The organism is Mesorhizobium sp. M0051 (genome assembly GCF_040323235.1).
GTDB lineage: Bacteria > Pseudomonadota > Alphaproteobacteria > Rhizobiales > Rhizobiaceae > Mesorhizobium.
In genome coordinates, this window is record NZ_JAMYUT010000050.1 from 1 (window position 1) to 21,906 (window position 21,906).

Annotated in this window: 18 protein-coding genes and 1 tRNA gene; 2 read left to right on the forward strand and 17 right to left on the reverse strand. The window is 61.9% G+C overall.

The window, feature by feature from the left end:
• From NKJ90_RS31500 to rpsL, 4 genes are all read right to left on the reverse strand, one after another.
• Nucleotides 1-436: GTP-binding protein (locus NKJ90_RS31500; protein ID WP_352487616.1), on the reverse strand; the 436-nt coding region annotated here is incomplete at its 3' end.
• 98 nt (nucleotides 437-534) lie between these two features.
• Nucleotides 535-2,625 (reverse strand): elongation factor G, encoded by a 2,091-nt coding sequence (gene fusA / locus NKJ90_RS31505; RefSeq protein ID WP_023762913.1) that lies wholly within the window; start codon nucleotides 2,623-2,625, stop codon nucleotides 535-537.
• Between the two features lie 29 nt (nucleotides 2,626-2,654).
• Nucleotides 2,655-3,125, reverse strand: a complete 471-nt coding sequence (rpsG, locus tag NKJ90_RS31510) for a 30S ribosomal protein S7 (protein ID WP_008875664.1) — start codon at nucleotides 3,123-3,125, stop codon at nucleotides 2,655-2,657.
• Between the two features lie 74 nt (nucleotides 3,126-3,199).
• A complete protein-coding gene (gene rpsL, locus NKJ90_RS31515; protein WP_006333356.1) occupies nucleotides 3,200-3,571 on the reverse strand; it encodes a 30S ribosomal protein S12 in 372 nt (123 codons plus the stop codon).
• A gap of 495 nt (nucleotides 3,572-4,066) precedes the next feature.
• Between rpsL and NKJ90_RS31520 the strand changes: the two genes are divergently transcribed.
• Nucleotides 4,067-4,348 (forward strand): transcriptional regulator, encoded by a 282-nt coding sequence (locus tag NKJ90_RS31520; protein WP_023762912.1) that lies wholly within the window; start codon nucleotides 4,067-4,069, stop codon nucleotides 4,346-4,348.
• 175 nt (nucleotides 4,349-4,523) lie between these two features.
• Nucleotides 4,524-5,450: a Gfo/Idh/MocA family protein gene (locus NKJ90_RS31525; RefSeq protein WP_023762911.1), complete on the forward strand. Its 927-nt coding sequence runs from the start codon at nucleotides 4,524-4,526 to the stop codon at nucleotides 5,448-5,450.
• A gap of 295 nt (nucleotides 5,451-5,745) precedes the next feature.
• On the opposite strand, the gene NKJ90_RS31530 is transcribed toward NKJ90_RS31525, so the two are convergent.
• The 13 genes from NKJ90_RS31530 to NKJ90_RS31590 form a co-directional block, all read right to left on the reverse strand.
• Complete coding sequence (locus NKJ90_RS31530; protein WP_023762910.1) at nucleotides 5,746-6,411, reverse strand: O-methyltransferase; 666 nt, start codon at nucleotides 6,409-6,411, stop codon at nucleotides 5,746-5,748.
• A 136-nt stretch (nucleotides 6,412-6,547) separates the two neighbouring features.
• A complete protein-coding gene (gene rpoC / locus NKJ90_RS31535) occupies nucleotides 6,548-10,744 on the reverse strand; it encodes a DNA-directed RNA polymerase subunit beta' (RefSeq protein WP_023762909.1) in 4,197 nt (1,398 codons plus the stop codon).
• Nucleotides 10,745-10,873: 129 nt separating this feature from the next.
• The gene (rpoB, locus tag NKJ90_RS31540) at nucleotides 10,874-15,010 is read right to left on the reverse strand and encodes a DNA-directed RNA polymerase subunit beta (RefSeq protein WP_023762908.1); all 4,137 of its coding nucleotides are present in this window, start codon (nucleotides 15,008-15,010) and stop codon (nucleotides 10,874-10,876) included.
• Nucleotides 15,011-15,261: 251 nt separating this feature from the next.
• Nucleotides 15,262-15,639, reverse strand: coding sequence for a 50S ribosomal protein L7/L12 (rplL, locus tag NKJ90_RS31545; RefSeq protein ID WP_023762907.1), 378 nt, complete (start codon nucleotides 15,637-15,639; stop codon nucleotides 15,262-15,264).
• Nucleotides 15,640-15,693: 54 nt separating this feature from the next.
• Nucleotides 15,694-16,212 (reverse strand): 50S ribosomal protein L10, encoded by a 519-nt coding sequence (rplJ, locus tag NKJ90_RS31550; RefSeq protein WP_013531412.1) that lies wholly within the window; start codon nucleotides 16,210-16,212, stop codon nucleotides 15,694-15,696.
• A 376-nt stretch (nucleotides 16,213-16,588) separates the two neighbouring features.
• A complete protein-coding gene (gene rplA / locus NKJ90_RS31555; RefSeq protein ID WP_023762906.1) occupies nucleotides 16,589-17,287 on the reverse strand; it encodes a 50S ribosomal protein L1 in 699 nt (232 codons plus the stop codon).
• Nucleotides 17,288-17,291: 4 nt separating this feature from the next.
• Nucleotides 17,292-17,720, reverse strand: coding sequence for a 50S ribosomal protein L11 (rplK, locus tag NKJ90_RS31560; RefSeq protein ID WP_013531410.1), 429 nt, complete (start codon nucleotides 17,718-17,720; stop codon nucleotides 17,292-17,294).
• Between the two features lie 174 nt (nucleotides 17,721-17,894).
• Nucleotides 17,895-18,422 (reverse strand): transcription termination/antitermination protein NusG, encoded by a 528-nt coding sequence (gene nusG, locus NKJ90_RS31565; protein WP_013531409.1) that lies wholly within the window; start codon nucleotides 18,420-18,422, stop codon nucleotides 17,895-17,897.
• Between the two features lie 27 nt (nucleotides 18,423-18,449).
• The gene (gene secE / locus NKJ90_RS31570; protein WP_013531408.1) at nucleotides 18,450-18,653 is read right to left on the reverse strand and encodes a preprotein translocase subunit SecE; all 204 of its coding nucleotides are present in this window, start codon (nucleotides 18,651-18,653) and stop codon (nucleotides 18,450-18,452) included.
• A 398-nt stretch (nucleotides 18,654-19,051) separates the two neighbouring features.
• Nucleotides 19,052-19,127, reverse strand: a tRNA-Trp gene (locus tag NKJ90_RS31575).
• Nucleotides 19,128-19,321: 194 nt separating this feature from the next.
• A complete protein-coding gene (locus NKJ90_RS31580; protein ID WP_023762904.1) occupies nucleotides 19,322-19,804 on the reverse strand; it encodes a group II truncated hemoglobin in 483 nt (160 codons plus the stop codon).
• A gap of 101 nt (nucleotides 19,805-19,905) precedes the next feature.
• Entirely contained in the window at nucleotides 19,906-21,546 is a 1,641-nt protein-coding gene (locus NKJ90_RS31585; protein WP_023762903.1) for a COG3904 family protein, read from the reverse strand.
• Nucleotides 21,547-21,709: 163 nt separating this feature from the next.
• Nucleotides 21,710-21,906 (reverse strand): EF-Tu C-terminal domain-related protein (locus NKJ90_RS31590; RefSeq protein ID WP_483237938.1); only part of this gene is annotated, 197 nt, incomplete at its 5' end.

Below are 21,906 nucleotides of genomic sequence, written 5' to 3' on the forward strand. Positions count from 1 at the left end.
CGACCAGTTCGAGCAGCTCGGCGTCGTCGACCTGGTCGACCTTGTTCAAGAACACCACGATCGACGGCACGCCGACCTGACGGGCAAGCAGGATGTGCTCGCGGGTCTGCGGCATCGGGCCGTCGGCGGCCGACACGACCAGGATCGCGCCATCCATCTGCGCCGCACCGGTGATCATGTTCTTCACATAGTCGGCGTGGCCGGGGCAGTCGACGTGAGCGTAGTGGCGGTTGGCCGTCTCGTATTCGACGTGCGCCGTCGAGATCGTGATGCCGCGCGCCTTTTCCTCAGGCGCAGCGTCGATCTGGTCGTAGCGCTTGTACTCGCCAAAATACTTGGTGATCGCCGCCGTCAGCGACGTCTTGCCATGGTCGACGTGGCCAATCGTGCCGATGTTCACGTGAGGCTTGTTACGCTCGAATTTACCTTTGGCCATAATCGTTCTCCGTCTATTCTACCCGCTTGGGGGAAATTGTTATTCGCTCTTCAGATCCGGATCGCTCAAGGGAGGCGACGCCGGCGGCTAAAGAACCCTTACGCGTATTTCTTCTGGACTTCCTGAGCCACCGCCGTGGGGACCGGCTCATAGTGATCGAACTGCATCGTGTAGGCCGCACGGCCCTGGCTCATCGAGCGCAGGTTGTCGACATACTTGAACATGTTGGCGAGCGGCACCATCGCGTTGATGACCACAGCCACGCCACGCGCTTCCTGGCCCTGGATCTGGCCGCGACGGCCATTCAGATCGCCGATGACGCTGCCGACGTAGTCTTCCGGCGTCACCACTTCGACCTTCATGATCGGCTCGAGCAGCTGCACGCCAAGCTTGGGTGCGGCTTCGCGGAAGCAGGCGCGGCCGGCGATTTCGAAGGCCAGGACGCTGGAGTCAACATCGTGGTAAGCACCATCGATCAGCGTCGCCTTGACGCCGATCATCGGGAAGCCCGCGAACGGACCCGAAGTCATGACGCTGTTGATGCCCTTTTCGACACCGGGGATGTATTCCTTCGGCACAGCGCCGCCGACGATCTTGGTCTCGAATTCAAACTCGCTGCTGTCCGGGTTCGGCTCGAAGACGATCTTGACCCGGGCGAACTGACCGGTACCGCCAGTCTGCTTCTTATGGGTGTAATCCTGCTCGTGCCTGCGGGTGATCGTCTCGCGATAGGCCACCTGCGGCGCGCCGACATTGGCCTCGACCTTGAACTCGCGACGCATGCGGTCGACGATGATGTCGAGGTGAAGCTCGCCCATGCCGGAGATGATGGTCTGGCCGCTTTCCTCGTCGGTCTTGACGCGGAAGGACGGATCCTCGGCGGCCAGGCGGTGAAGGGCGAGGCCCATCTTTTCCTGGTCGTTCTTGGTCTTCGGCTCGATCGCGATCTGGATGACCGGATCGGGGAATTCCATGCGCTCGAGGATGACCGGATGCAGCGGGTCGCTGAGCGTGTCGCCGGTGGTCGTGTCCTTGAGACCGGCCAGAGCAACGATGTCGCCGGCAAAAGCCTCTTCGACGTCGGCGCGCGAATTCGCATGCATCTGCAGCATGCGGCCGATGCGCTCCTTCTTGCCCTTCACGGTGTTGTCGACCGAGATGCCCTTGGTGAGCTTGCCCGAATAGATGCGGGCAAAGGTCAGCGAACCGACGAACGGGTCGTTCATGATCTTGAAGGCGAGCATCGACAGCGGCTCGTTGTCGTCGGCGTGACGCTCGATCTCGGCGTCGGTCTTGGCATCGACGCCCTTGATGGCCGGAACATCGGCCGGCGACGGCAGATATTCGACGACGGCGTCGAGCAGCGGCTGCACGCCCTTGTTCTTGAAGGCTGAGCCACAGAACATCGGGTAGAACTTCACCGCGATGGTGCCCTTGCGGATCAGCGCGCGGATTTCGTCATTCGACGGCATCTTGCCTTCGAGGTAATTCTCAAGCGCCGTCTCGTCCATTTCGACGGCGGCCTCGATCATCTTCTCGCGGTATTCCTCGGCACGAGCCTTGAGGTCGTCCGGGATCTCGACGACATCCCAGGCGGCGCCCAGCGTCTCGTCGCGCCAGACCAGCGCGTTCATCTCGACGAGGTCGACAACGCCCTTGAACTCGGTCTCGGCGCCGATAGGCAGCTGCATGACGACGGCATGCGCACCAAGGCGCGAACCGATCATCTCGACCGAGCGATAGAAGTCGGCGCCGATCTTGTCCATCTTGTTGCAGAAGATCATGCGCGGAACGCGGTACTTGTCGGCCTGGCGCCAGACAGTTTCCGTCTGCGGCTCAACACCGGCATTGGCATCGAGCAGCGCAATAGCGCCGTCGAGAACGCGCAGCGAACGCTCGACTTCGATGGTGAAGTCGACGTGGCCGGGAGTGTCGATGATGTTGAAGCGGTGCATCTTGCCGTCACGAGCCTTCCAGAAGGTCGTGGTCGCGGCGGACGTGATGGTGATGCCGCGCTCCTGCTCCTGCTCCATCCAATCCATGGTGGCAGCGCCGTCGTGGACTTCGCCGATCTTGTGCGACTTGCCCGTATAATAGAGGACGCGCTCGGTGGTCGTCGTCTTGCCGGCGTCAATATGCGCCATGATACCGAAATTGCGGTAGTCTTCGATTTTGTATTCGCGGGCCATCGTAGCTGCCTCTCAGTCTCGTTCGCGCTTTACCAGCGGTAGTGCGCGAAAGCGCGGTTGGCTTCAGCCATCTTGTGGGTGTCTTCACGCTTCTTGACGGCGGTGCCGCGGTTGTTGGCCGCGTCCATCAGCTCGCCGGAAAGGCGGTCGACCATCGTTGTCTCGTTGCGGTTGCGGGCTGCGGCGATCAGCCAGCGAATGGCCAATGCCTGGCGGCGCTCGGGGCGCACGTCGACCGGAACCTGGTAGGTGGCGCCGCCGACACGACGCGAACGCACTTCCACATGCGGCGCGACATTGTCGAGTGCCTGATGGAAGACCGTGACCGGCTCCTGCTTGGTCTTCGACTGAACCTGGTCGAGTGCGCCGTAGACGATGGTCTCGGCAACCGACTTCTTGCCGTCATACATGACGGCGTTCATGAACTTGGTGACGATCAGATCGCCGAACTTCGGGTCCGGATTGATCTCACGCTTTTCTGCACTGTGACGACGCGACATGGCTTTTGTCTCTCAATCTCATAGCCCGACGCACTCAAGCAGCGCCAAGGCCGGAAAATCTTACTTCGTGCGCCTTACTTCGGGCGCTTGGCGCCGTACTTCGAACGGCGCTGCTTGCGGTTCTTCACACCCTGCGTGTCGAGCACGCCGCGGATGATGTGGTAGCGAACGCCCGGAAGATCCTTGACGCGGCCGCCGCGGATCATGACCACGGAGTGTTCCTGAAGGTTGTGGCCTTCGCCGGGGATGTACCCGATCACTTCAAAACCATTGGTCAGGCGGATCTTGGCCACCTTGCGCAGCGCCGAGTTCGGCTTCTTCGGCGTCGTTGTATAGACGCGCGTGCAGACGCCCCGCTTCTGCGGGTTCTGCTGCATGGCCGGGACCTTGTTGCGCTTCACCGGCGCAATGCGCGGCTTGCGGATCAGCTGGTTGACGGTAGGCATTAAACCCTCTTGTCTCTCAATTCCGTGTCTCGCCCGGTCAGGGCCGCTCAAAGCGTCATTTCCATACGCAAATTCGGGCCACAAACCGCGCCTCGCGGTCTTGCCCGAACAAATCGCAGAGGAAGCGGAAGCCGCTTCGTGCACGCCGGAAATGTCTTTTCGCTCGTAAAACGAACCCTGTTTGAGGCAAACTCCAAAGCGTGTCGCTTCGGAAAGGAGAGCCTCACATCGGTTCTGACTGGGCGGCTTCTACTCGTAAGACCGCGAACCGTCAAGCCCGGAGCGCCAAATATTGCGCGCCAATCAAGGCTCGGCAGCCATGCGAAAAACGCATGTAATTTTCTTTCGCAATTTTGCAAGGGCGAGGAAGAAAGTGCCAAGCCTTAGCAAAGTGAACGGCTTTGCGCTGTTGCGCGGCTCTTCTTCATGCGAAAAGGCCGCATGAGCAGTCACAACCCCCTCGCCCGCCCACATATCGCCAAGAGGAATCGGCCCGTGAACGACAACGAAGAACGCCCGGTCACCATCATCACCGGCCGGGTGTGGAAGAAAAAGGGCGGCAAACCGGAAGGCGTCCACGTCATGCTGGTCGCGCCCGACGACGATTCGGCGGTGCGCCGGGCACTCGAATCGCTTGCCGCGGAAGGCTACGCCGAGGCCGAGCTCGACCAGATCGGCGACATGGACGGCGTGCCCGACGAAGAGCCGCATCTTTCCGCCTTCCAGGGCGCGCTCGAAGGCGAAGTGTCGATCGTCACCTTCGACGTGCCGATCTGAACCCGGGCCTCGGCCCAGCTTTCGAATCGGTTGCCGAGGCGAATCGGCGATCTAGGCTTCCTGGCCGACGAACGCCGGCGCTCAGATCGAGGAAGACTGAGGTTGGCCTGTCGGCTTGCCCGGGGTAAGTGTTCTGATAAGAAGCCATCACCATCATTCAACAGACGGAGCGGCCGTGTCCCAGCCCATCAACATAGGCATCGTCGGCGTCGGCAAGATCGTCCGCGACCAACACCTGCCGGCCCTGGCGAAAGACAAGAACTATCGCCTGGTCGCTGCTGCCAGCCGGCACGGCAAGGTGGAAAATATCCCGAATTTCCCCGATATCGAAGCGATGCTCGACGCCGTACCCGAGCTCGAGGCCGTCTCGCTCTGCATGCCGCCGCAGTTCCGCTACGACGCCGCGCGCACGGCGCTGACGGCGAAGAAGCATGTCTTCCTGGAAAAGCCCCCAGGCGCCACGGTCAGCGAGGTCGAGAACCTCAAGGCATTGGCCGCGCAGAACGGCGTCTCGCTGTTCGCCAGCTGGCACTCGCGCTATGCGCCGGCAGTCGAGGCCGCTCGCGCCTTCCTGAACTCGACCAGGATCAAGTCGGCCGCCATCAACTGGAAGGAAGACGTGCGCCGCTGGCACCCGAACCAGGAGTGGATCTGGGCTCCCGGTGGCTTCGGCGTTTTCGATCCCGGCATCAACGCGCTGTCGATCGCCACTCACATCCTGCCGCCGATGTTCATCACTTCGGCGGTGCTGGATTTTCCCGAAAATCGCGCATCCCCGGTTGCCGCGCGCGTCACATTCCGCACCTCGAACGGGTTGCCGGTGACGATGGATCTCGACTGGCTGCAGACGGGCCCGCAAAGCTGGGACATCCTGGCCGAGACCGACAAGGGCGCGATGGTCCTTTCGGGCGGCGGCTCGAAGCTCGCCGTCGACGGCAAGGTTATTCATGAAGAGCCCGAAGCGGAATACCCGATGCTCTACCGACGATTCGCCGAGATCGTGCGCGCCGGCATCTCCGATGTCGATCTGGCCCCGCTCCAGCATGTCGCCGATGCCTTCATGCTCGGCAAGCACAACGTGGTCGAGGCGTTCTTCGACTGATTTGTACACGTGGACCTGGCTTGAATGCATGCTCGTGCCAGGTCGACCCCACTCCGTCTCGGCTACGCCGAGCCACCTCTACCCCGATCGACGGGGTAGAGGAAGGGCGCTAACCTATTGCCGCCAACGCTCGTCTCGTCCAACGCGGCTTCCTTTCCCTCCGGAGGGGGGAAAGGTGGCGCGGCGAAGCAGCGACGGATTGGGGGAAGCCGGTCATCAAACGAACAGCCGATGACAAGTGAGTACGAACGATGTGGTCTGATATCAGCGTCATTCAGACAATCATGGTGTGATCTCACTCGACGATCGTGATGGCAAAGCCGTCGTAGCCCTTCGCGCCGACCGTCTGGATGGCGGTGCCGTCCAGATGCTTCTCGCCGCCGATAAACGAGAACGCAGCGCGCGCGCCTTCGACATTGGCGTCGCGACCATCCTCATTCAGCACAGCACCGTCGCGGATGACGTTGTCGCAGATTATGACGGTTCCGGGCCGGGACAGCCGCAGGGCCCAGGACAGATAGTGAGGATTGTTCGGCTTGTCGGCGTCGATGAAGATGAGATCGAACGGCCCGGCATTCTCGGCACCCAGAGCCGCAAGCGATTGAAGTGCCGGCCCGACCCGCAAGTCGATCCGCGCCGACACCCCTGCCCGCTCGAAATTCGATCGCGCGACCTTTGCATGGCGCGGATCGAGTTCGAGCGTCACCATCCTGCCGTCGGCGGGCAATTCCCTTGCCATCCAGATGGTCGAGTACCCACCAAGCGTGCCGATCTCCAGTACGTTCTTGGCGCCGCGGATACGCACCAGCAACGACAACAGCTTGCCTTGCGCGGCCGAGACATCGATCGCAGGCAAACCCTGATCGTGGTTGGCCGCCAGAACGGCATCAAGAACGGGATCTGAATCAAAAAGGGAGGCGACGATATAATCGTCGACAACGGCCCAAGTCTTTTCGCTCATGGCTTTCTCCTCAGATGCGGATATGGAAGCCTAAAGCGTGTCGCGTCTGAACGAAATTCGGGCGAGGTCTTTGACATGCTTCAAACGCGAAAAAGGGGCCGCTTGGGCCCCTTTTTCTTCTTCTCGTCTTCCGCGCTTACTGCGCGGCGTGTGTCATGTCGGCAAGCATCGGCTCGGCAACTTCCACACCGGAGGCCTTGCGGCGCTCGTCGATGATCAGTTCGTCGCGCGATGTGGCGATGCGCCGGATCTGGCTCATCGTGCCGCCGGTGCCGGCCGGGATAAGCCGGCCGACGATGACGTTTTCCTTCAGTCCCTGCAGCATGTCGGTCTTGCCGGCAACAGCAGCTTCCGTCAGCACTCGGGTCGTCTCCTGGAAGGAGGCGGCCGAGATGAAGGACGGCGTCTGCAGCGAAGCCTTGGTGATGCCGAGCAGCACGGGCTGGCCTTCGGCCGGCTTCTTGCCGTCCTCGACCAGGCGATCATTGACCTCCTCCAGCTCGATCACGTCGACGTGGTCGCCCGGAATGTAGGTCGAGTCGCCCTGCGTGGTGATCTCGACCTTCTGCAGCATCTGGCGAACGATCACCTCGATGTGCTTGTCGTTGATCGACACGCCCTGCAGACGGTAGACTTCCTGGATCTCGTTGACGAGGTAGGAAGCAAGTGCCTCCACGCCCTTGATCGCCAGGATATCGTGCGGCGCCGGATTGCCGTCGAGGATGTAATCGCCCTTCTCGATGACGTCGCCGTCCTGGAGATGGAACGGCTTGCCCTTCGGGATCAGGTATTCGACCGGCTCAAGCGTCGAGTCATGCGGCTCGATGATGATGCGACGCTTGTTCTTGTAGTCGCGGCCGAAGCGGATCGTGCCGTCGATCTCGGCGATGATGGCGTGATCCTTCGGACGACGTGCCTCGAACAGTTCGGCAACACGCGGCAGACCGCCGGTGATGTCCTTCGTCTTGGCGCTTTCCATCGGGATACGCGCCAGCACGTCGCCGGGGCGAACCTGTGCACCCGGCTCGACCGAAAGAATGGCCTCGACCGAGAGCAGGAAGCGGGCGTCGCCGCCCTTCGACAGCTTGCCGACCTTGCCCTTGGCGTCCTGGATGGCAATTGCCGGCTTCAGGTCGTTGCCGCGTGGCGTCGAGCGCCAGTCGATGACCTCACGCTTGGTGATGCCGGTCGACTCGTCGGCCGTTTCCTGAACGGAAATGCCGTCGACCAGATCCTCGTACGACACCCTGCCCTCGATTTCGGTGAGGACCGGACGGGTATAGGGATCCCACTCGGCGATACGCTGGCCGCGCTTCACCTTGTCGCCATCGTCCACGAAGATACGCGAACCATAGGTGAGACGGTGCGTGGCGCGTTCCTTGCCGGCTTCGTCGAGGATCAGCACCGCCATGTTGCGGCCCATGACCATCTGCTGGCCGTCGGAGTTGCGCACCACGTTGCGGTTGCGGATCTCGACCTTGCCCTCATAGGAGGCTTCAAGGAACGAGCTGTCCACCACCTGCGCGGTACCGCCCATGTGGAAGGTACGCATGGTGAGCTGGGTGCCCGGCTCGCCAATCGACTGCGCCGCGATGACGCCGACTGCTTCACCCTGGTTGACCGGGGTGCCGCGGGCCAGATCGCGACCGTAGCAGACCGCGCAGACGCCAACCCTGACTTCGCAAGTCAGTGCCGAGCGAATGCGAACCGACTGGACGCCGGCCTTTTCGATCTGTTCCACGTCACGCTCGTCCATCAGCGTTCCGGCCTTGACAAGGATCTCGCCCGACACCGGATGGGTGATGTCGTCGAGCGACGTGCGACCAAGCACGCGCTGGCCGACCGAAGCGACGACCTGACCGGCATCGACGATCGGCTGCATGGTAAGGCCCTTGTCGGTGCCGCAGTCGACGGAGTTGACGATGCAGTCCTGCGCCACGTCGACCAGACGACGGGTGAGGTAACCCGAGTTCGCCGTCTTCAAGGCGGTGTCGGCCAGACCCTTGCGGGCGCCGTGGGTCGAGTTGAAGTACTCGAGCACGGTCAGGCCTTCCTTGAAGTTCGAGATGATCGGCGTCTCGATGATTTCACCCGACGGCTTGGCCATAAGGCCGCGCATGCCGGCGAGCTGACGCATCTGGGTGGGCGAGCCACGCGCACCGGAGTGCGACATCATGTAGATCGAGTTCATCGGCTTTTGACGGCCATTGTCCTCGAACTCGACCGCCTTGATGCGGGCCATCATTTCGTCGGCGACCTTTTCAGAGCACTTGGCCCAGGCGTCGACGACCTTGTTGTACTTCTCGCCCTGCGTGATCAGGCCGTCATTGTACTGCTGCTCGTATTCCTTGGCCAAAGCCTCGGTGTCGGAGACCAGCTTGATCTTGGCATCCGGGATCAGCATGTCGTCCTTGCCGAACGAAATGCCGGCACGGCAGGCATGGCTGAAGCCGAGCGCCATGATGCGATCGCAGAAAATGACCGTCTCCTTCTGACCGCAGTGGCGGTAGACGGTGTCGATCATCTTGGAGATGTTCTTCTTGGTCATCTCCTGGTTGGCGGTCTCGTATGGCACGTTGACATTCTTCGGCAGAAGCTCGCCGATGATCATGCGGCCAGGGGTGGTGTCGTAGATTTTCGACACGACTTTGCCTTCGGCGTCGACCGTGCGGAAGCGTCCCTTGATCTTGGCGTGCAGTGTCACCGCCTTGGTCTCGAGCGCGTGCTGGAGTTCGCCCATGTCGGCAAACACCATGCCCTCGCCCGGCTCGTTCTGGTTGACGATCGAGAGATAGTAGAGACCGAGAACCATGTCCTGCGAAGGCACGATGATCGGCGCGCCGGAAGCCGGGTGCAGGATGTTGTTGGTCGACATCATCAGCACGCGGGCTTCAAGCTGCGCTTCCAGCGACAGCGGCACGTGAACAGCCATCTGGTCGCCGTCGAAGTCGGCGTTGAAGGCCGTGCAGACCAGCGGGTGCAGCTGGATCGCCTTGCCTTCGATCAGGATCGGCTCGAACGCCTGGATGCCCAAGCGGTGCAGCGTCGGCGCGCGGTTCAACAGCACCGGATGCTCGCGGATGACCTCGTCGAGGATATCCCAGACTTCCGGACGTTCCTTCTCGACCAGCTTCTTCGCCTGCTTGACGGTCGAGGAGTAACCCTTGGCGTCGAGACGGGCGTAGATGAAGGGCTTGAACAGTTCGAGCGCCATCTTCTTGGGCAGGCCGCACTGGTGCAGCTTGAGCTCCGGACCGGTCACGATGACCGAGCGGCCGGAATAGTCGACGCGCTTGCCGAGCAGGTTCTGACGGAACCGGCCCTGCTTGCCCTTGAGCATGTCGGACAGCGACTTCAGCGGACGCTTGTTGGCGCCGGTGATGACACGGCCGCGACGGCCGTTGTCGAACAGCGCATCGACGGCTTCCTGCAGCATGCGCTTTTCATTGCGCACGATGATGCCCGGGGCGCGCAGCTCGATCAGCCGCTTCAGACGGTTGTTGCGGTTGATGACGCGGCGGTAGAGGTCGTTCAGATCCGATGTAGCGAAGCGACCGCCGTCCAGCGGGACGAGCGGGCGCAGGTCCGGCGGGATCACCGGGACCACCTTCATGATCATCCATTCCGGACGGTTGCCGGATTCCATGAAGTTCTCGACGACCTTGAGCCGCTTCAGATACTTCTTCTGCTTCAGCTCGGAGGTGGTCGAAGCCAGTTCCGAACGCAGGTCGCCGGCGATCTTCTCCAGGTCCATGCCGGCCAGGAGGTCGTGAATGGCCTCGGCGCCGATCATGGCGGTGAAGCTATCCTCGCCATACTCGTCGACGGCGATCATGTACTCTTCCTCGCTGAGCAGCTGGTGCTCCTTCAGCGCGGTGAGGCCAGGTTCGGTGACGATGTAGTTCTCGAAGTAGAGGACGCGCTCGATGTCCTTCAGGGTCATGTCGAGCAGCGTGCCGATGCGCGACGGCAGCGACTTCAGGAACCAGATGTGAGCGACAGGTGCCGCCAGCTCGATATGGCCCATGCGCTCGCGGCGAACGCGCGACAGCGTGACTTCGACGCCGCACTTCTCGCAGATGACGCCCTTGTACTTCATGCGCTTGTACTTGCCGCACAGGCACTCATAGTCCTTGATCGGGCCAAAAATGCGCGCGCAGAACAGACCGTCACGCTCCGGCTTGAAGGTGCGGTAGTTGATGGTCTCCGGCTTCTTGATCTCGCCGAAAGACCAGGACAGAATCTTCTCAGGGCTGGCAAGCGATATCCGGATGGAATCGAACACCTGCGCAGGCGCCTGCGGATTGAAGAGATTCATGACCTCTTGGTTCATGCCGTTCTCCTTTTCGGGGTCCTCGAAAACCCCTTGCATCTAGTCGCGAGCCAAACGCCCGCCGTCTTTGTCGGCCACTGGCCGTCGAATTCGATTGGCGCGCCGCGGAATCCGTGGCGCGCCATTGCCTTACTCAGCCGCGTCGGGCAGCCGCATAGGGCCGTCCTCGAGCTTGGTGTTCTCCAGCTCGACATTGAGGCCGAGAGACCGCATTTCCTTGACGAGAACGTTGAAGCTCTCGGGGATACCGGCCTCGAAAGTGTCGTCGCCACGCACGATCGCCTCGTACACCTTGGTGCGGCCGGCGACGTCGTCTGACTTCACCGTCAGCATCTCCTGCAGCGTGTAGGCGGCGCCGTATGCTTCGAGCGCCCAGACCTCCATCTCGCCGAAGCGCTGGCCACCGAACTGCGCCTTGCCGCCCAGCGGCTGCTGGGTGACGAGCGAGTACGGACCGATCGAACGCGCGTGGATCTTGTCATCCACGAGGTGGTGAAGCTTGAGCATGTAGATGTAGCCCATCGTCACCTTGCGATCGAACGGCTCGCCCGTGCGTCCGTCATAGAGCTGCGACTGACCGCTGGTGTGCAGGCCCGCCTGCTCCAGCATGATGTTGATGTCAGCCTCATGCGCGCCGTCGAACACCGGGGTCGCGATCGAAACGCCGCGGCGCATCTGCTCGCTGAGGCGAACAATGCTCTCGTCGTCATAGTCGCGGACCGGCTCGTTGCGGTCGTTAGACGGAATGAAGCTCTCGAGCGTCTTGCGCAGCGGCTTGATGTCGCCGGCTGCCTTGTACGTGTCAATCAGCTCGCCGATCTTCCTGCCCATACCAGCGCAAGCCCAGCCCAGATGCGTTTCCAGGATCTGGCCGACATTCATGCGGCTCGGCACACCCAGGGGGTTGAGCACGATATCGGCATGAGTGCCGTCCTCGAGGAAAGGCATGTCCTCGACCGGAACGATCCGCGACACGACACCCTTGTTGCCGTGACGGCCGGCCATCTTGTCGCCGGGCTGCATCTTGCGCTTCACGGCCACGAAGACCTTGACCATCTTCATGACGCCCGGAGGCATTTCGTCGCCGCGCTGGACCTTCTCGACCTTGTCCATGAAACGCTGTTCGAGCGCCTTCTTGGAATCGTCGTACTGGCCACGCAGGGCTTCGAGTTCGCTCTGGAGCTTTTCGTTCTCCACGGCAAACTGCCACCACTGCGAACGCGGATACTCGTCGAGCGTATCCTTGGACAGCGTCGAGCCCTTCTTGAAGCCCTTCGGTCCAGCGATCGCTTCCTTGCCGACGAGCACATCGGAAAGACGCGCATAGACGTTACGGTCCAGGATGGCCTGCTCGTCGTCGCGGTCCTTGGCGAGGCGTTCGATCTCCTCGCGCTCGATCGCCATGGCGCGCTCGTCCTTCTCCACACCGTGGCGATTGAACACGCGCACCTCGACGACGGTGCCGAAGGTGCCCGGAGGCATGCGCATCGAGGTGTCGCGCACATCGGATGCCTTTTCGCCGAAGATGGCGCGCAGAAGCTTCTCTTCCGGCGTCATCGGGCTTTCGCCCTTCGGCGTGATCTTGCCGACCAGGATGTCACCCGGCTGAACTTCGGCACCGATATAGACGATGCCGGCTTCGTCGAGGTTCTTCAGCGCTTCTTCCGAGACGTTTGGAATATCGCGCGTGATTTCCTCCGGGCCGAGCTTGGTATCGCGCGCCATGACCTCGAACTCCTCGATGTGGATCGAGGTGAAGACGTCGTCGGCGACGATGCGTTCGGACAGGAGGATCGAGTCCTCGTAGTTGTAGCCATTCCACGGCATGAACGCGACCAGCACGTTGCGGCCGAGCGCCAGATCACCGAGCTCGGTCGACGGACCGTCGGCGATGATGTCGCCCTTGTTGACCCGATCGCCCATACGAACCAGCGGACGCTGGTTGATGCAGGTGTTCTGGTTCGAACGCTGGAACTTCATCAGCCGGTAGATATCGACGCCGGACTTGCCCGGATCGAGATCCTCTGTGGCGCGGATAACGATACGCGTCGCGTCCACCTGGTCGACGATGCCGCCGCGGCGGGCGCCGATGGCGGCGCCCGAGTCACGGGCGACGATCGGCTCCATGCCGGTGCCGACGAACGGCGCCTCGGCGCGCACCAGCGGCACGGCCTGACGCTGCATGTTCGAGCCCATCAGAGCGCGGTTGGCGTCGTCGTTTTCCAGGAACGGGATCAGGGCCGCGGCCACCGACACCATCTGCTTGGGCGACACGTCCATCAGATCGACGTTTTCGCGCGGCGCCATCATCACTTCACCGGCACTGCGGCAAATGACGAATTCGTCGACGAAGCCACCGTTCTTGTCGAGCTCGGCGTTGGCCTGCGCGACATGGTGCTTGGCCTCTTCCATCGCCGAGAGATAGACGACGTCATTGGTCAGCTTGCCATCGACGATCTTGCGGTACGGGCTCTCGATGAAGCCGTACTTGTTGACGCGTGCGAAGGTGGCCAGCGAGTTGATCAGACCGATATTCGGGCCTTCCGGCGTCTCGATCGGGCAGATACGGCCGTAATGCGTCGGGTGCACGTCGCGCACCTCGAAGCCGGCGCGCTCACGGGTCAGACCGCCCGGTCCAAGCGCCGAGAGGCGGCGCTTGTGGGTGATCTCCGACAGCGGGTTGGTCTGGTCCATGAACTGCGACAGCTGCGAGGAACCGAAGAACTCGCGCACGGCGGCAGCCGCCGGCTTGGCGTTGATCAGGTCCTGCGGCATGACCGTGTCGATCTCGATCGAGGACATACGCTCCTTGATCGCGCGCTCCATGCGCAGCAGGCCGACGCGGTACTGGTTTTCCATCAACTCGCCGACCGAACGCACGCGGCGGTTGCCGAGATTGTCGATGTCGTCGATTTCGCCCTTGCCGTCGCGCAGTTCGACCAGCGTCCTGACCACGGCCAGGATGTCGTCCTTGCGCAGCACGCGCACGGTGTCCTCGGCCTTGAGCTCGAGACGCATGTTCATCTTGACGCGGCCGACGGCCGACAGATCGTAGCGCTCCGAGTCGAAGAACAGCGAGTTGAACATGGCTTCGGCGGTTTCGAGCGTCGGCGGCTCGCCTGGGCGCATGACACGATAGATGTCGAACAGCGCGTCCTGGCGGCTCTCGTTCTTGTCGACGTTGAGCGTGTTGCGGATATAGGCGCCGACATTGACATGGTCGATGTCGAGAACCTTGATCTCGTCCTCGCCCGTGCCGAGCAGCACCTTCAGCGTCTTCTCGTCGATCTCGTCGCCGGCTTCGAGGAAGATCTCGCCGGTGGCGTAGTTGACGATGTCCTCGGCCAGGTAGTTGCCGAGCAGATCCTCGTCGGTCGCCTTGATCGCCTTGAGACCCTTCTCGCCAAGCGCCCTTGCCTGGCGGGCGGTGATCTTCTTGCCGGCCTCGACAACGACTTCGCCCGTATCGGCGTCGACCAGGTCGCCGACGGCCTTGAGGCCGCGGAAACGCTCGACGTTGAACGGAATGCGCCAGTGGTCGCCGGCACGCACATAGGTGATCTTGTTGTAGAAGGTCGACAGGATCTCTTCGCCGTCCATGCCGAGCGCCATCAGCAGCGACGTCACCGGAATCTTGCGGCGACGGTCGATGCGGGCGTGCACGACGTCCTTGGAATCGAACTCGATGTCGAGCCACGAACCGCGATAGGGAATGACGCGCGCGGCAAACAGAAGCTTGCCCGACGAGTGCGACTTGCCCTTGTCATGGTCGAAGAAGACGCCCGGCGAGCGGTGCATCTGCGAGACGATGACGCGCTCGGTGCCGTTGACGATGAAGGTGCCGTTCAGGGTCATGAGCGGCATGTCGCCCATGTAGACGTCCTGCTCCTTGATGTCCTTGATGGACTTGGCGCCGGTATCCTCGTCGATATCGAACACGATGAGGCGCAGCGTCACCTTGAGCGGCGCGGCATAGGTGAGGTCGCGCTGACGGCATTCGTCAACGTCGAATTTCGGTCCTTCGAACTCGTACTTCACGAACTCCAGCATCGAGGAGCCGGAAAAATCGGAGATCGGGAAGACCGACTTGAAAACGGCCTGCAGTCCCTCGTCCGGACGCCCACCCTTGGGCTCCGCCACCATCAGGAACTGGTCATAGGATGCCTTCTGAACCTCGATCAGGTTCGGCATCTCCGCAACTTCCGGAATCTTTCCGAAGAACTTGCGTACGCGTCTGCGGCCATTGAAAGTCTGGGTCTGGGCCATCGTCGCTCCTTAGCTCTAAACTCGGGACGAGCCTCGCCGCGGCTCGCCTTGCATGCTGGGCCACCTTGGCGGCAACCCTTTGTCTGTTTTCCCGGTGCCTGTCGGCTGCCGGCTAGAACGGGAGAAAACCCGTTTCCTGAAGGCCGGTTTTCGGCCCTCAGGAAAGAGGTTTTCGTATGTCTCGCGTTACGCGTCCTCCCTCCAGGCGAAGGGAGTGGCGGGCGGCGCGTGGCCGTCCGCCGCTTTTACGCTTACTTCAGGTCGACCTTGGCGCCGGCTGCTTCCAGCTGGGCCTTGAACTTGTCAGCGTCGGCCTTGGAAACGCCTTCCTTGACCGGCTTCGGAGCCGCTTCGACCAGATCCTTGGCTTCCTTGAGGCCAAGGCCGGTGATGGCGCGGACTTCCTTGATGACGTTGATCTTCTGAGCGCCTGCCTCGGTAAGGACGACGTCGAATTCCGTCTTTTCCTCGACCGGAGCAGCTGCAGCCGCACCACCGCCAGCAGCGGCAACAGCCACCGGAGCAGCGGCGGAAACGCCCCACTTTTCTTCCAGAAGCTTCGACAGCTCGGCCGCCTCGAGGACGGTCAGCTTCGAAAGGTCGTCTACGATCTTTGCGAGATCAGCCATTGTTGTATTCCTTCATAAGGTTCGAACGTGTGTTTGTGATAGCGAGGAACGGCCTCATGCCGCCTCGTCCTTCCGGGCGTAAGCGCCGATGACGCGCGCGACCGAGGCCGCTGGCGCATTGACGATCTGGGCGATCCGGGTTGCCGGCGTGGCGATCATGCCAACCAGCCTGGCGCGCAGCTCATCGAGCGACGGAAGTGTGGCGAGTGCCTTCACACCGTCGGCGTTGAGCGAGGTGGTGCCCATTGCGCCGCCGAGAATGACGAGCTTGTCATTTCCCTTGGCGAAATCGGACGCGACCTTCGGCGCCGCAATCGGATCCTCCGAATAAGCAATCAGCGTCTGTCCCTTGAACAGCTCGATGATCGATGCGGAGTCCGTGCCCTGAAGAGCGATTTTGGCGAGACGGTTCTTCGCGACTTTGACGGTGCCACCGGCGGCGCGCATTTTCGACCGAAGGTCGTTCATTTGCGCGACGGTGATACCGGCGTAGTGGGCCACGACCACTGAACCTGCGTTCGAGAACGCACCGTTCAGGCCCGTGACGAGTTCGCGTTTTTCCGCTCTGTCCACTGCCTATCTCCAGTTGACCCCTGCCCCATTAACGGGGACAGGCGTCGGGTTGCCTTTGTCGGCCGGGCCATCCAGTAACGGATCTCCCGAACGACGCTCGAGGATCCTGCCCCCTTTCGCCACATCGACGGTCAAGCCGGCGATGCGCAGACAAAAGGCAAACACGGTTCGAACCTTTCATTGGAGCGATCGCTCCGTTGTCCGGTCTTCACCCGTCTCATGCAGGCCCAAATCGAATTAAGGCTTCTGGGCCGCCTGCAATCTCGGACAGGATGTCCGGAAACCTCTCGGTTTCCGGTACCGGGCCGCCGACAAGTCGGAGGCCCGGAATTCACTTGCGGATCAGGCCTTTAGCGGCCCGATCCAAATGTTCGTATCAGGACGCTGTGAGCGTCGCGACGTCGAGCTTGAGGCCCGGACCCATCGTCGAGGTGACCGACACCTTCTTGACGTAGTTGCCCTTGGCACCAGCCGGCTTTGCCCTGGTCACCGCGTCGGCGAAGGCGCGGATGTTCTCTTCCAGGGCCGTGACCTCGAACGAGACCTTGCCGACGCCGGCATGAACGATGCCGGCTTTCTCGACGCGGAACTCGACAGCGCCGCCCTTCGATGCCTTGACGGCGGCGGCAACGTCGGTGGTGACGGTGCCAACCTTCGGGTTCGGCATCATGCCGCGCGGGCCGAGCACTTTCCCCAGACGGCCGACGAGCGGCATCATGTCCGGAGTGGCGATGCAGCGATCGAAATCGATCGTGCCCTTCTGGACGATGTCGACCAGATCCTCGGCACCGACGATGTCGGCGCCGGCGGCGCGAGCTTCGTCAGCCTTGTCGCCGCGCGCAAACACAGCGACGCGCACCGAGCGGCCGGTGCCGTTCGGCAGGTTGACCACGCCGCGGACCATCTGGTCGGCGTGGCGCGGGTCGACGCCGAGGTTCATGGCGACTTCGATGGTCTCGTCGAACTTGACCGAGGAACGGTCCTTGAGCAGCTTCAGCGCGTCACCCAGGGCATAAGCCTTGTTGGGATCGATGCCTTCGCGGGTCTTCGATACACGCTTTGCAATCTTTGCCATGATCTTAGCCCACCACTTCCAGACCCATCGAGCGGGCGGAGCCCTCGACCATGCGCATGGCCGCTTCGACGTCGTTTGCGTTCAGATCCTTCATCTTCGCGGTTGCGATCTCGCGGACCTTGTCGCGCGAAACCGTACCGGCCTTGACCTTGCCCGGCTCCTTGGAACCAGACGTCAGGTTGGCCGCCTTCTTCAGGAAGTAGCTCACCGGCGCCGTCTTCATGACGAAGGTGAAGGACTTGTCCTGGTAGTAGGTGATGACGACCGGAACCGGCGATCCCTTTTCCATTTCCTGGGTCTGCGCGTTGAACGCCTTGCAGAATTCCATGATGTTGATGCCACGCTGACCAAGCGCCGGGCCGATCGGGGGAGACGGCGTCGCCGATCCCGCTTTCACCTGGAGCTTGAGCTGGCCTGCAATTTTCTTAGCCATCTCTTTTCCTGCCTTTGTCTATGCCGGCCCAACTGTCTGGGAAACCCGGCGGTTGCAGTCTGGTGGTGCGATCCATGCGGCCGGCTAAAGCCGCACTCGTCTCCCACCGCCCTCAAGAACCGCGCGATCTCCGCGCCGCTCTTTCCTGCCGCGCTTGGCGGCAGGGATTTCGGATCAGCCCTTTTCGACCTGTCCGAATTCCAGATCGACAGGCACGGCGCGCCCGAAGATCGAAACTTCCACCTTGAGCCGCGCCCGCTCCTCGTCCACTTCCTGGACGAAACCGTTGAACGACGCGAAGGGGCCATCCGAAACGCGGATCGCCTCGCCGATCTCGAACGTGACCGAAGGCTTTGGCCGCTCGACGCCTTCCTGCACCTGGTTCAGGATGCGCTGGGCTTCCGCCTCGGTGATCGGCACTGGCTTGGAGTCACCCAGGAAGCCGGTGACCTTCGGCGTGTTCTTGACCAGCGAGAACACAGCGTCGGTCAGATTGGCCTTCAGCAGCACATAGCCCGGGAAGAACTTGCGCTCGGCATCGACCTTGCGGCCGCGGCGAACCTCGACGACCTTCTCGGTCGGAACCACGATCTGGTGGATGTCGGCGGACAGGCCCTTCTGCTTGGCCTTGTTCTCGATATCCTCGGCGACCTTCTTTTCAAAGTTCGAATAGGCGTGGACGATGTACCAGCGCGCGGTCATTTCAAGACTTCTCCGTAATCGCCGGACTTAGCGTCCGATGCCCAGAATCTGTTCGACCGCGAGGCCCATGAGCTGATCAGCGGTGAAGAAAAAGATCATCGCGATCACAGCGAAAGCCAGGACCATGACCGTCGAGATCATCGTTTCGCGTCGCGACGGCCAAGTCACCTTGGCGGTCTCCGCGCGAACCTGCTGGAGAAAGACGAAAGGATTTGTGGTTTTCGAAGCCATATGCCGCTCTGTCTTCAAGACCCGTTGGCCGGGTCCCCTGGATGATCCCGCTGGCCGGGACGTGCCGCCTGAGCCAATCTCGCGCCGAATCAGCGCAAACATTTCGCCCATGCAAATCAGACGCGTAAAGCCGGCTTCCCAGCTCCACGCGTCGCGTGTCTGTTTCGTCTACATAAAACCGATTCTTGATCCACGCAAGTGGCAAGTGTCCGCTTTATGACCAAACGCCGCCTCGGAACCATCCAGTCGTTCCGTCCCGGCTATGAGGGCTTTATGCCCCAAGTGAGGTAATATGGCAAGCGGGTCGCCGATTTTCAAAGGGCAGACCGTAGAAATATCGTTTTGAAACGCCATTTCGAAAAATGGCGAAATATCACGTTGAGTGCCATTTCGAGAAATGGCACGGGCAGCAGGGCTCGAACCTACGACCTGCGGTTTTGGAGACCGCCGCTCTACCAACTGAGCTATGCCCGTATCGTGCGCATCTCGGCGCAGCAGGCGCTTCCTAAAAGCTTCCGCTCGCTCTGTAAAGAGTGGTTCGCAAGCAAACGCGCCTTAAGCCCGTTCCTCTGCACCAGATGGTTGAGGCTGGGGCCATCCAACTCGCGCAAGCGCACGACCTTGAAGTTTTTCGGCATCGCTCCGGGACCTCCCGTGGCGACCGAAAGCTACTTTGGATCCGGCGGCCGATATGGCCCGCCCGGCACGCCCCAGCCCCAGGCCGGCATCGGTTCCGTCTCGGGATCGCAGGTTTCGCCGAGATTGGAGTTCATCTTGGCCAGCCGCGATCCCCATTCGACATAGCCCATGAAGGCCGAACGAAACTCCGGATCGTCGGGCAGGCCGACCGCGTCGGCGGCATCGGCAAGGAGGTTGATCCAGCGGCGGCGCTGCTCCTCGGTCAGATGCTTGCCCAGATGGTGCATGACCATCTCGCGATGGCCGCCAAATTGCTCGCTGTAGGTTTTCGGTCCGCCGAACACCTCGCCGATGAAGGCCGCGACATGGGCGGGATGATCCGGCGACATGGCCTTGAACACCGGCCCGACGATCGGGTCCAGCGCCACCTTGTCATAGAAAGTCTGGGTCAGCCGGTTCAACGCCTCGCCGCCGCCGGCCCAGTCGTAGAGTGTCGGGATATCCTGGCTCATTCTCGATCCTCCGCCGGCCCCGGCGCCGCCAGCAGCGACGATAGCGGAAAAATCGAGAATGGCTCAACCTGCCTCGATGGCCAGTCTCCGACATTGCCGCCCTACAATTTGGCGGGCGCGTCAGCCTCGGCATTGGCGGAAGGCCGGATCCGGCAATTCTGCGGTTTCGGCACCGCGCCGCAGATGGTGGCGCCGGTCAGCGCGTCGACCGATTGCGGGCTCGTCGTCAACCCGACCCTCAGCATCGTGCTTGGTTCCAGTTGCCGCTCGACCGAGCGCCCCTCGATCGCTGCGAACAGAGCGGGACCGAGCGCCATCTCCTCGAGATAGGCCCTGACCACCTGCTTTTGCCCCATCGGGTAAAGGCTAAGCCGCGCACGGGGACCGACAAGCCGTCTCACCCCGCCGGCAAGCACAAGCGCACAGGCCGAACCGCACTCCACTCCCGCATCGACGCTCAGCCCGGCATAGGCGCCCTCCTTGGCCAGGCAACTCCACTTTGCCGGGTCACAGTCGACGAAATCGGTGCGGCCAACGGCAACGTCGAGCTTCCTTTGGTGGATAAGCCGTCCCGCCGCCAGAGCGCCAAGCAGGTCACCACCCTTTGAGCTGATCACGACCGGCAGCTGCCGGTCGCCAAGCGTGGCGAGCAACTGGCGCAGCTTCTGAGGGGTCTGAGGCGTGATCGCACCTTCCGCCGAGATCCATTCGGGGCAATCAGGATTGCAGAGCGGATTGCCGCCGCGAACCACGACGAAGCGCATGTCTTCATCGCGCTGCACGCCCTCGGGCTCCGCCGGCAGCGGGGCAGGCTTGGCCGCGGTCGTCAGGCCATCGGGCTTGTTCCCTGGTATTTCCAGGCAATTCGCGGCCAATCGGTCCGGCCTGCACAGGCCTGCGGCAGTCAACAGGTCCACAGCATCCAGGCTGGTGACCAATTTCATCGTCAGCATGTCGTCGAGGGCGATCTGGTGGATTTCGCTGGCCGGCGTGCTCTTCATCGTTTCGAGCACGCCCTGATCGATGCCCATCTCGTCGAGATAGGCCGCCAGCCTTTTCTCCACCGCCTTGCTCATCTCGTAGGTCTTGTAGCTGCCGGCGTCCTTGCGACTGACGATCCTTGTGTTGAGCACCTTCTTCTTGCCCGCCACGATGCGGTAGGTGGTCCTGTATTGCAATTTCGTGCGGATGTAGGTCGTGGTGATCTGGTGGACGCCGAGAAAGGCCCATTCGCCAACCACACGCCGGACACCGCCGGCAAACATCAATGGGCAGGCGGAGTTGCACATGGCGCCGTAGTCAACGATATCGCCGAGGTAAGGGGCGCCATTCTTGTTACGGTCATGGCAACCGTCCGCGTCGGGGCGGCAACCGGAGAACACCGTCTTGCCTATCGCGATATCAAGCATGTTCTTGCGGATCAGCCGGCCAAGCGCCAGCGCCGCCTCGACATTGCCGCCGGGAGAATCCACGACGATCGGCAGGCTTCGCCCGCCAAGCGTCTTCAGCATGCGTTTGAACAGGGCCGGCGTTCCGGCTTCTATCGAGCCTTCGGCCGAGATCCATTCCGGGCAGATCGGCTCGCACCCCGGTGCATTGCTGCGAACAATGCCAAACTGCATCGTCGGACCGAGATCCGGGGCGGTATCCGTCGCAAAGGCACGTCCCGTGACAAGCAACGCCAGCAGGCAGATCAGCCGCAGCCACAATGCCCGACGATGGAAAAGGCGCCCTGGAACCATCTGGAAAAAGCCCCTTGATGCAATCCATACTAAACGAGGTCCAAATGCTTGCAACAGGGTCTGCACGACATCGCGGGGCACCGATCTCCGGGGGCAAAAAGAAAGGGCGGCCCCAAGGACCGCCCTTTCTTTTTCGAACCTCACCGGCGCAGGCCGGCGTCGGTTATTCCTTGATGGTGACGACGATGCCGGCACCGACGGTGCGGCCGCCTTCACGGATAGCGAAGCGCAGCTTCTCTTCCATGGCGATCGGCACGATCAGCTCGACATCGACCGTGATGTTGTCGCCCGGCATCACCATCTCGGTGCCTTCCGGCAGCGACACGATGCCGGTCACGTCGGTCGTGCGGAAGTAGAACT

Excerpts from the sequence above, each read along its gene's own strand:
- fusA (WP_023762913.1), bottom strand. The coding sequence starts at position 2,625 with ATGGCCCGCGAATACAAAATCGAAGACTACCGCAATTTCGGTATCATG.
- rpsG (WP_008875664.1), bottom strand. The coding sequence starts at position 3,125 with ATGTCGCGTCGTCACAGTGCAGAAAAGCGTGAGATCAATCCGGACCCG.
- rpsL (WP_006333356.1), bottom strand. The coding sequence starts at position 3,571 with ATGCCTACCGTCAACCAGCTGATCCGCAAGCCGCGCATTGCGCCGGTG.
- NKJ90_RS31530 (WP_023762910.1), bottom strand. The coding sequence starts at position 6,411 with ATGAGCGAAAAGACTTGGGCCGTTGTCGACGATTATATCGTCGCCTCC.
- rpoC (WP_023762909.1), bottom strand. The coding sequence starts at position 10,744 with ATGAACCAAGAGGTCATGAATCTCTTCAATCCGCAGGCGCCTGCGCAG.
- rpoB (WP_023762908.1), bottom strand. The coding sequence starts at position 15,010 with ATGGCCCAGACCCAGACTTTCAATGGCCGCAGACGCGTACGCAAGTTC.
- rplL (WP_023762907.1), bottom strand. The coding sequence starts at position 15,639 with ATGGCTGATCTCGCAAAGATCGTAGACGACCTTTCGAAGCTGACCGTC.
- rplA (WP_023762906.1), bottom strand. The coding sequence starts at position 17,287 with ATGGCAAAGATTGCAAAGCGTGTATCGAAGACCCGCGAAGGCATCGAT.
- rplK (WP_013531410.1), bottom strand. The coding sequence starts at position 17,720 with ATGGCTAAGAAAATTGCAGGCCAGCTCAAGCTCCAGGTGAAAGCGGGA.
- nusG (WP_013531409.1), bottom strand. The coding sequence starts at position 18,422 with ATGACCGCGCGCTGGTACATCGTCCACGCCTATTCGAACTTTGAAAAG.
- secE (WP_013531408.1), bottom strand. The coding sequence starts at position 18,653 with ATGGCTTCGAAAACCACAAATCCTTTCGTCTTTCTCCAGCAGGTTCGC.
- NKJ90_RS31580 (WP_023762904.1), bottom strand. The coding sequence starts at position 19,804 with ATGAGCCAGGATATCCCGACACTCTACGACTGGGCCGGCGGCGGCGAG.
- NKJ90_RS31585 (WP_023762903.1), bottom strand. The coding sequence starts at position 21,546 with ATGGTTCCAGGGCGCCTTTTCCATCGTCGGGCATTGTGGCTGCGGCTG.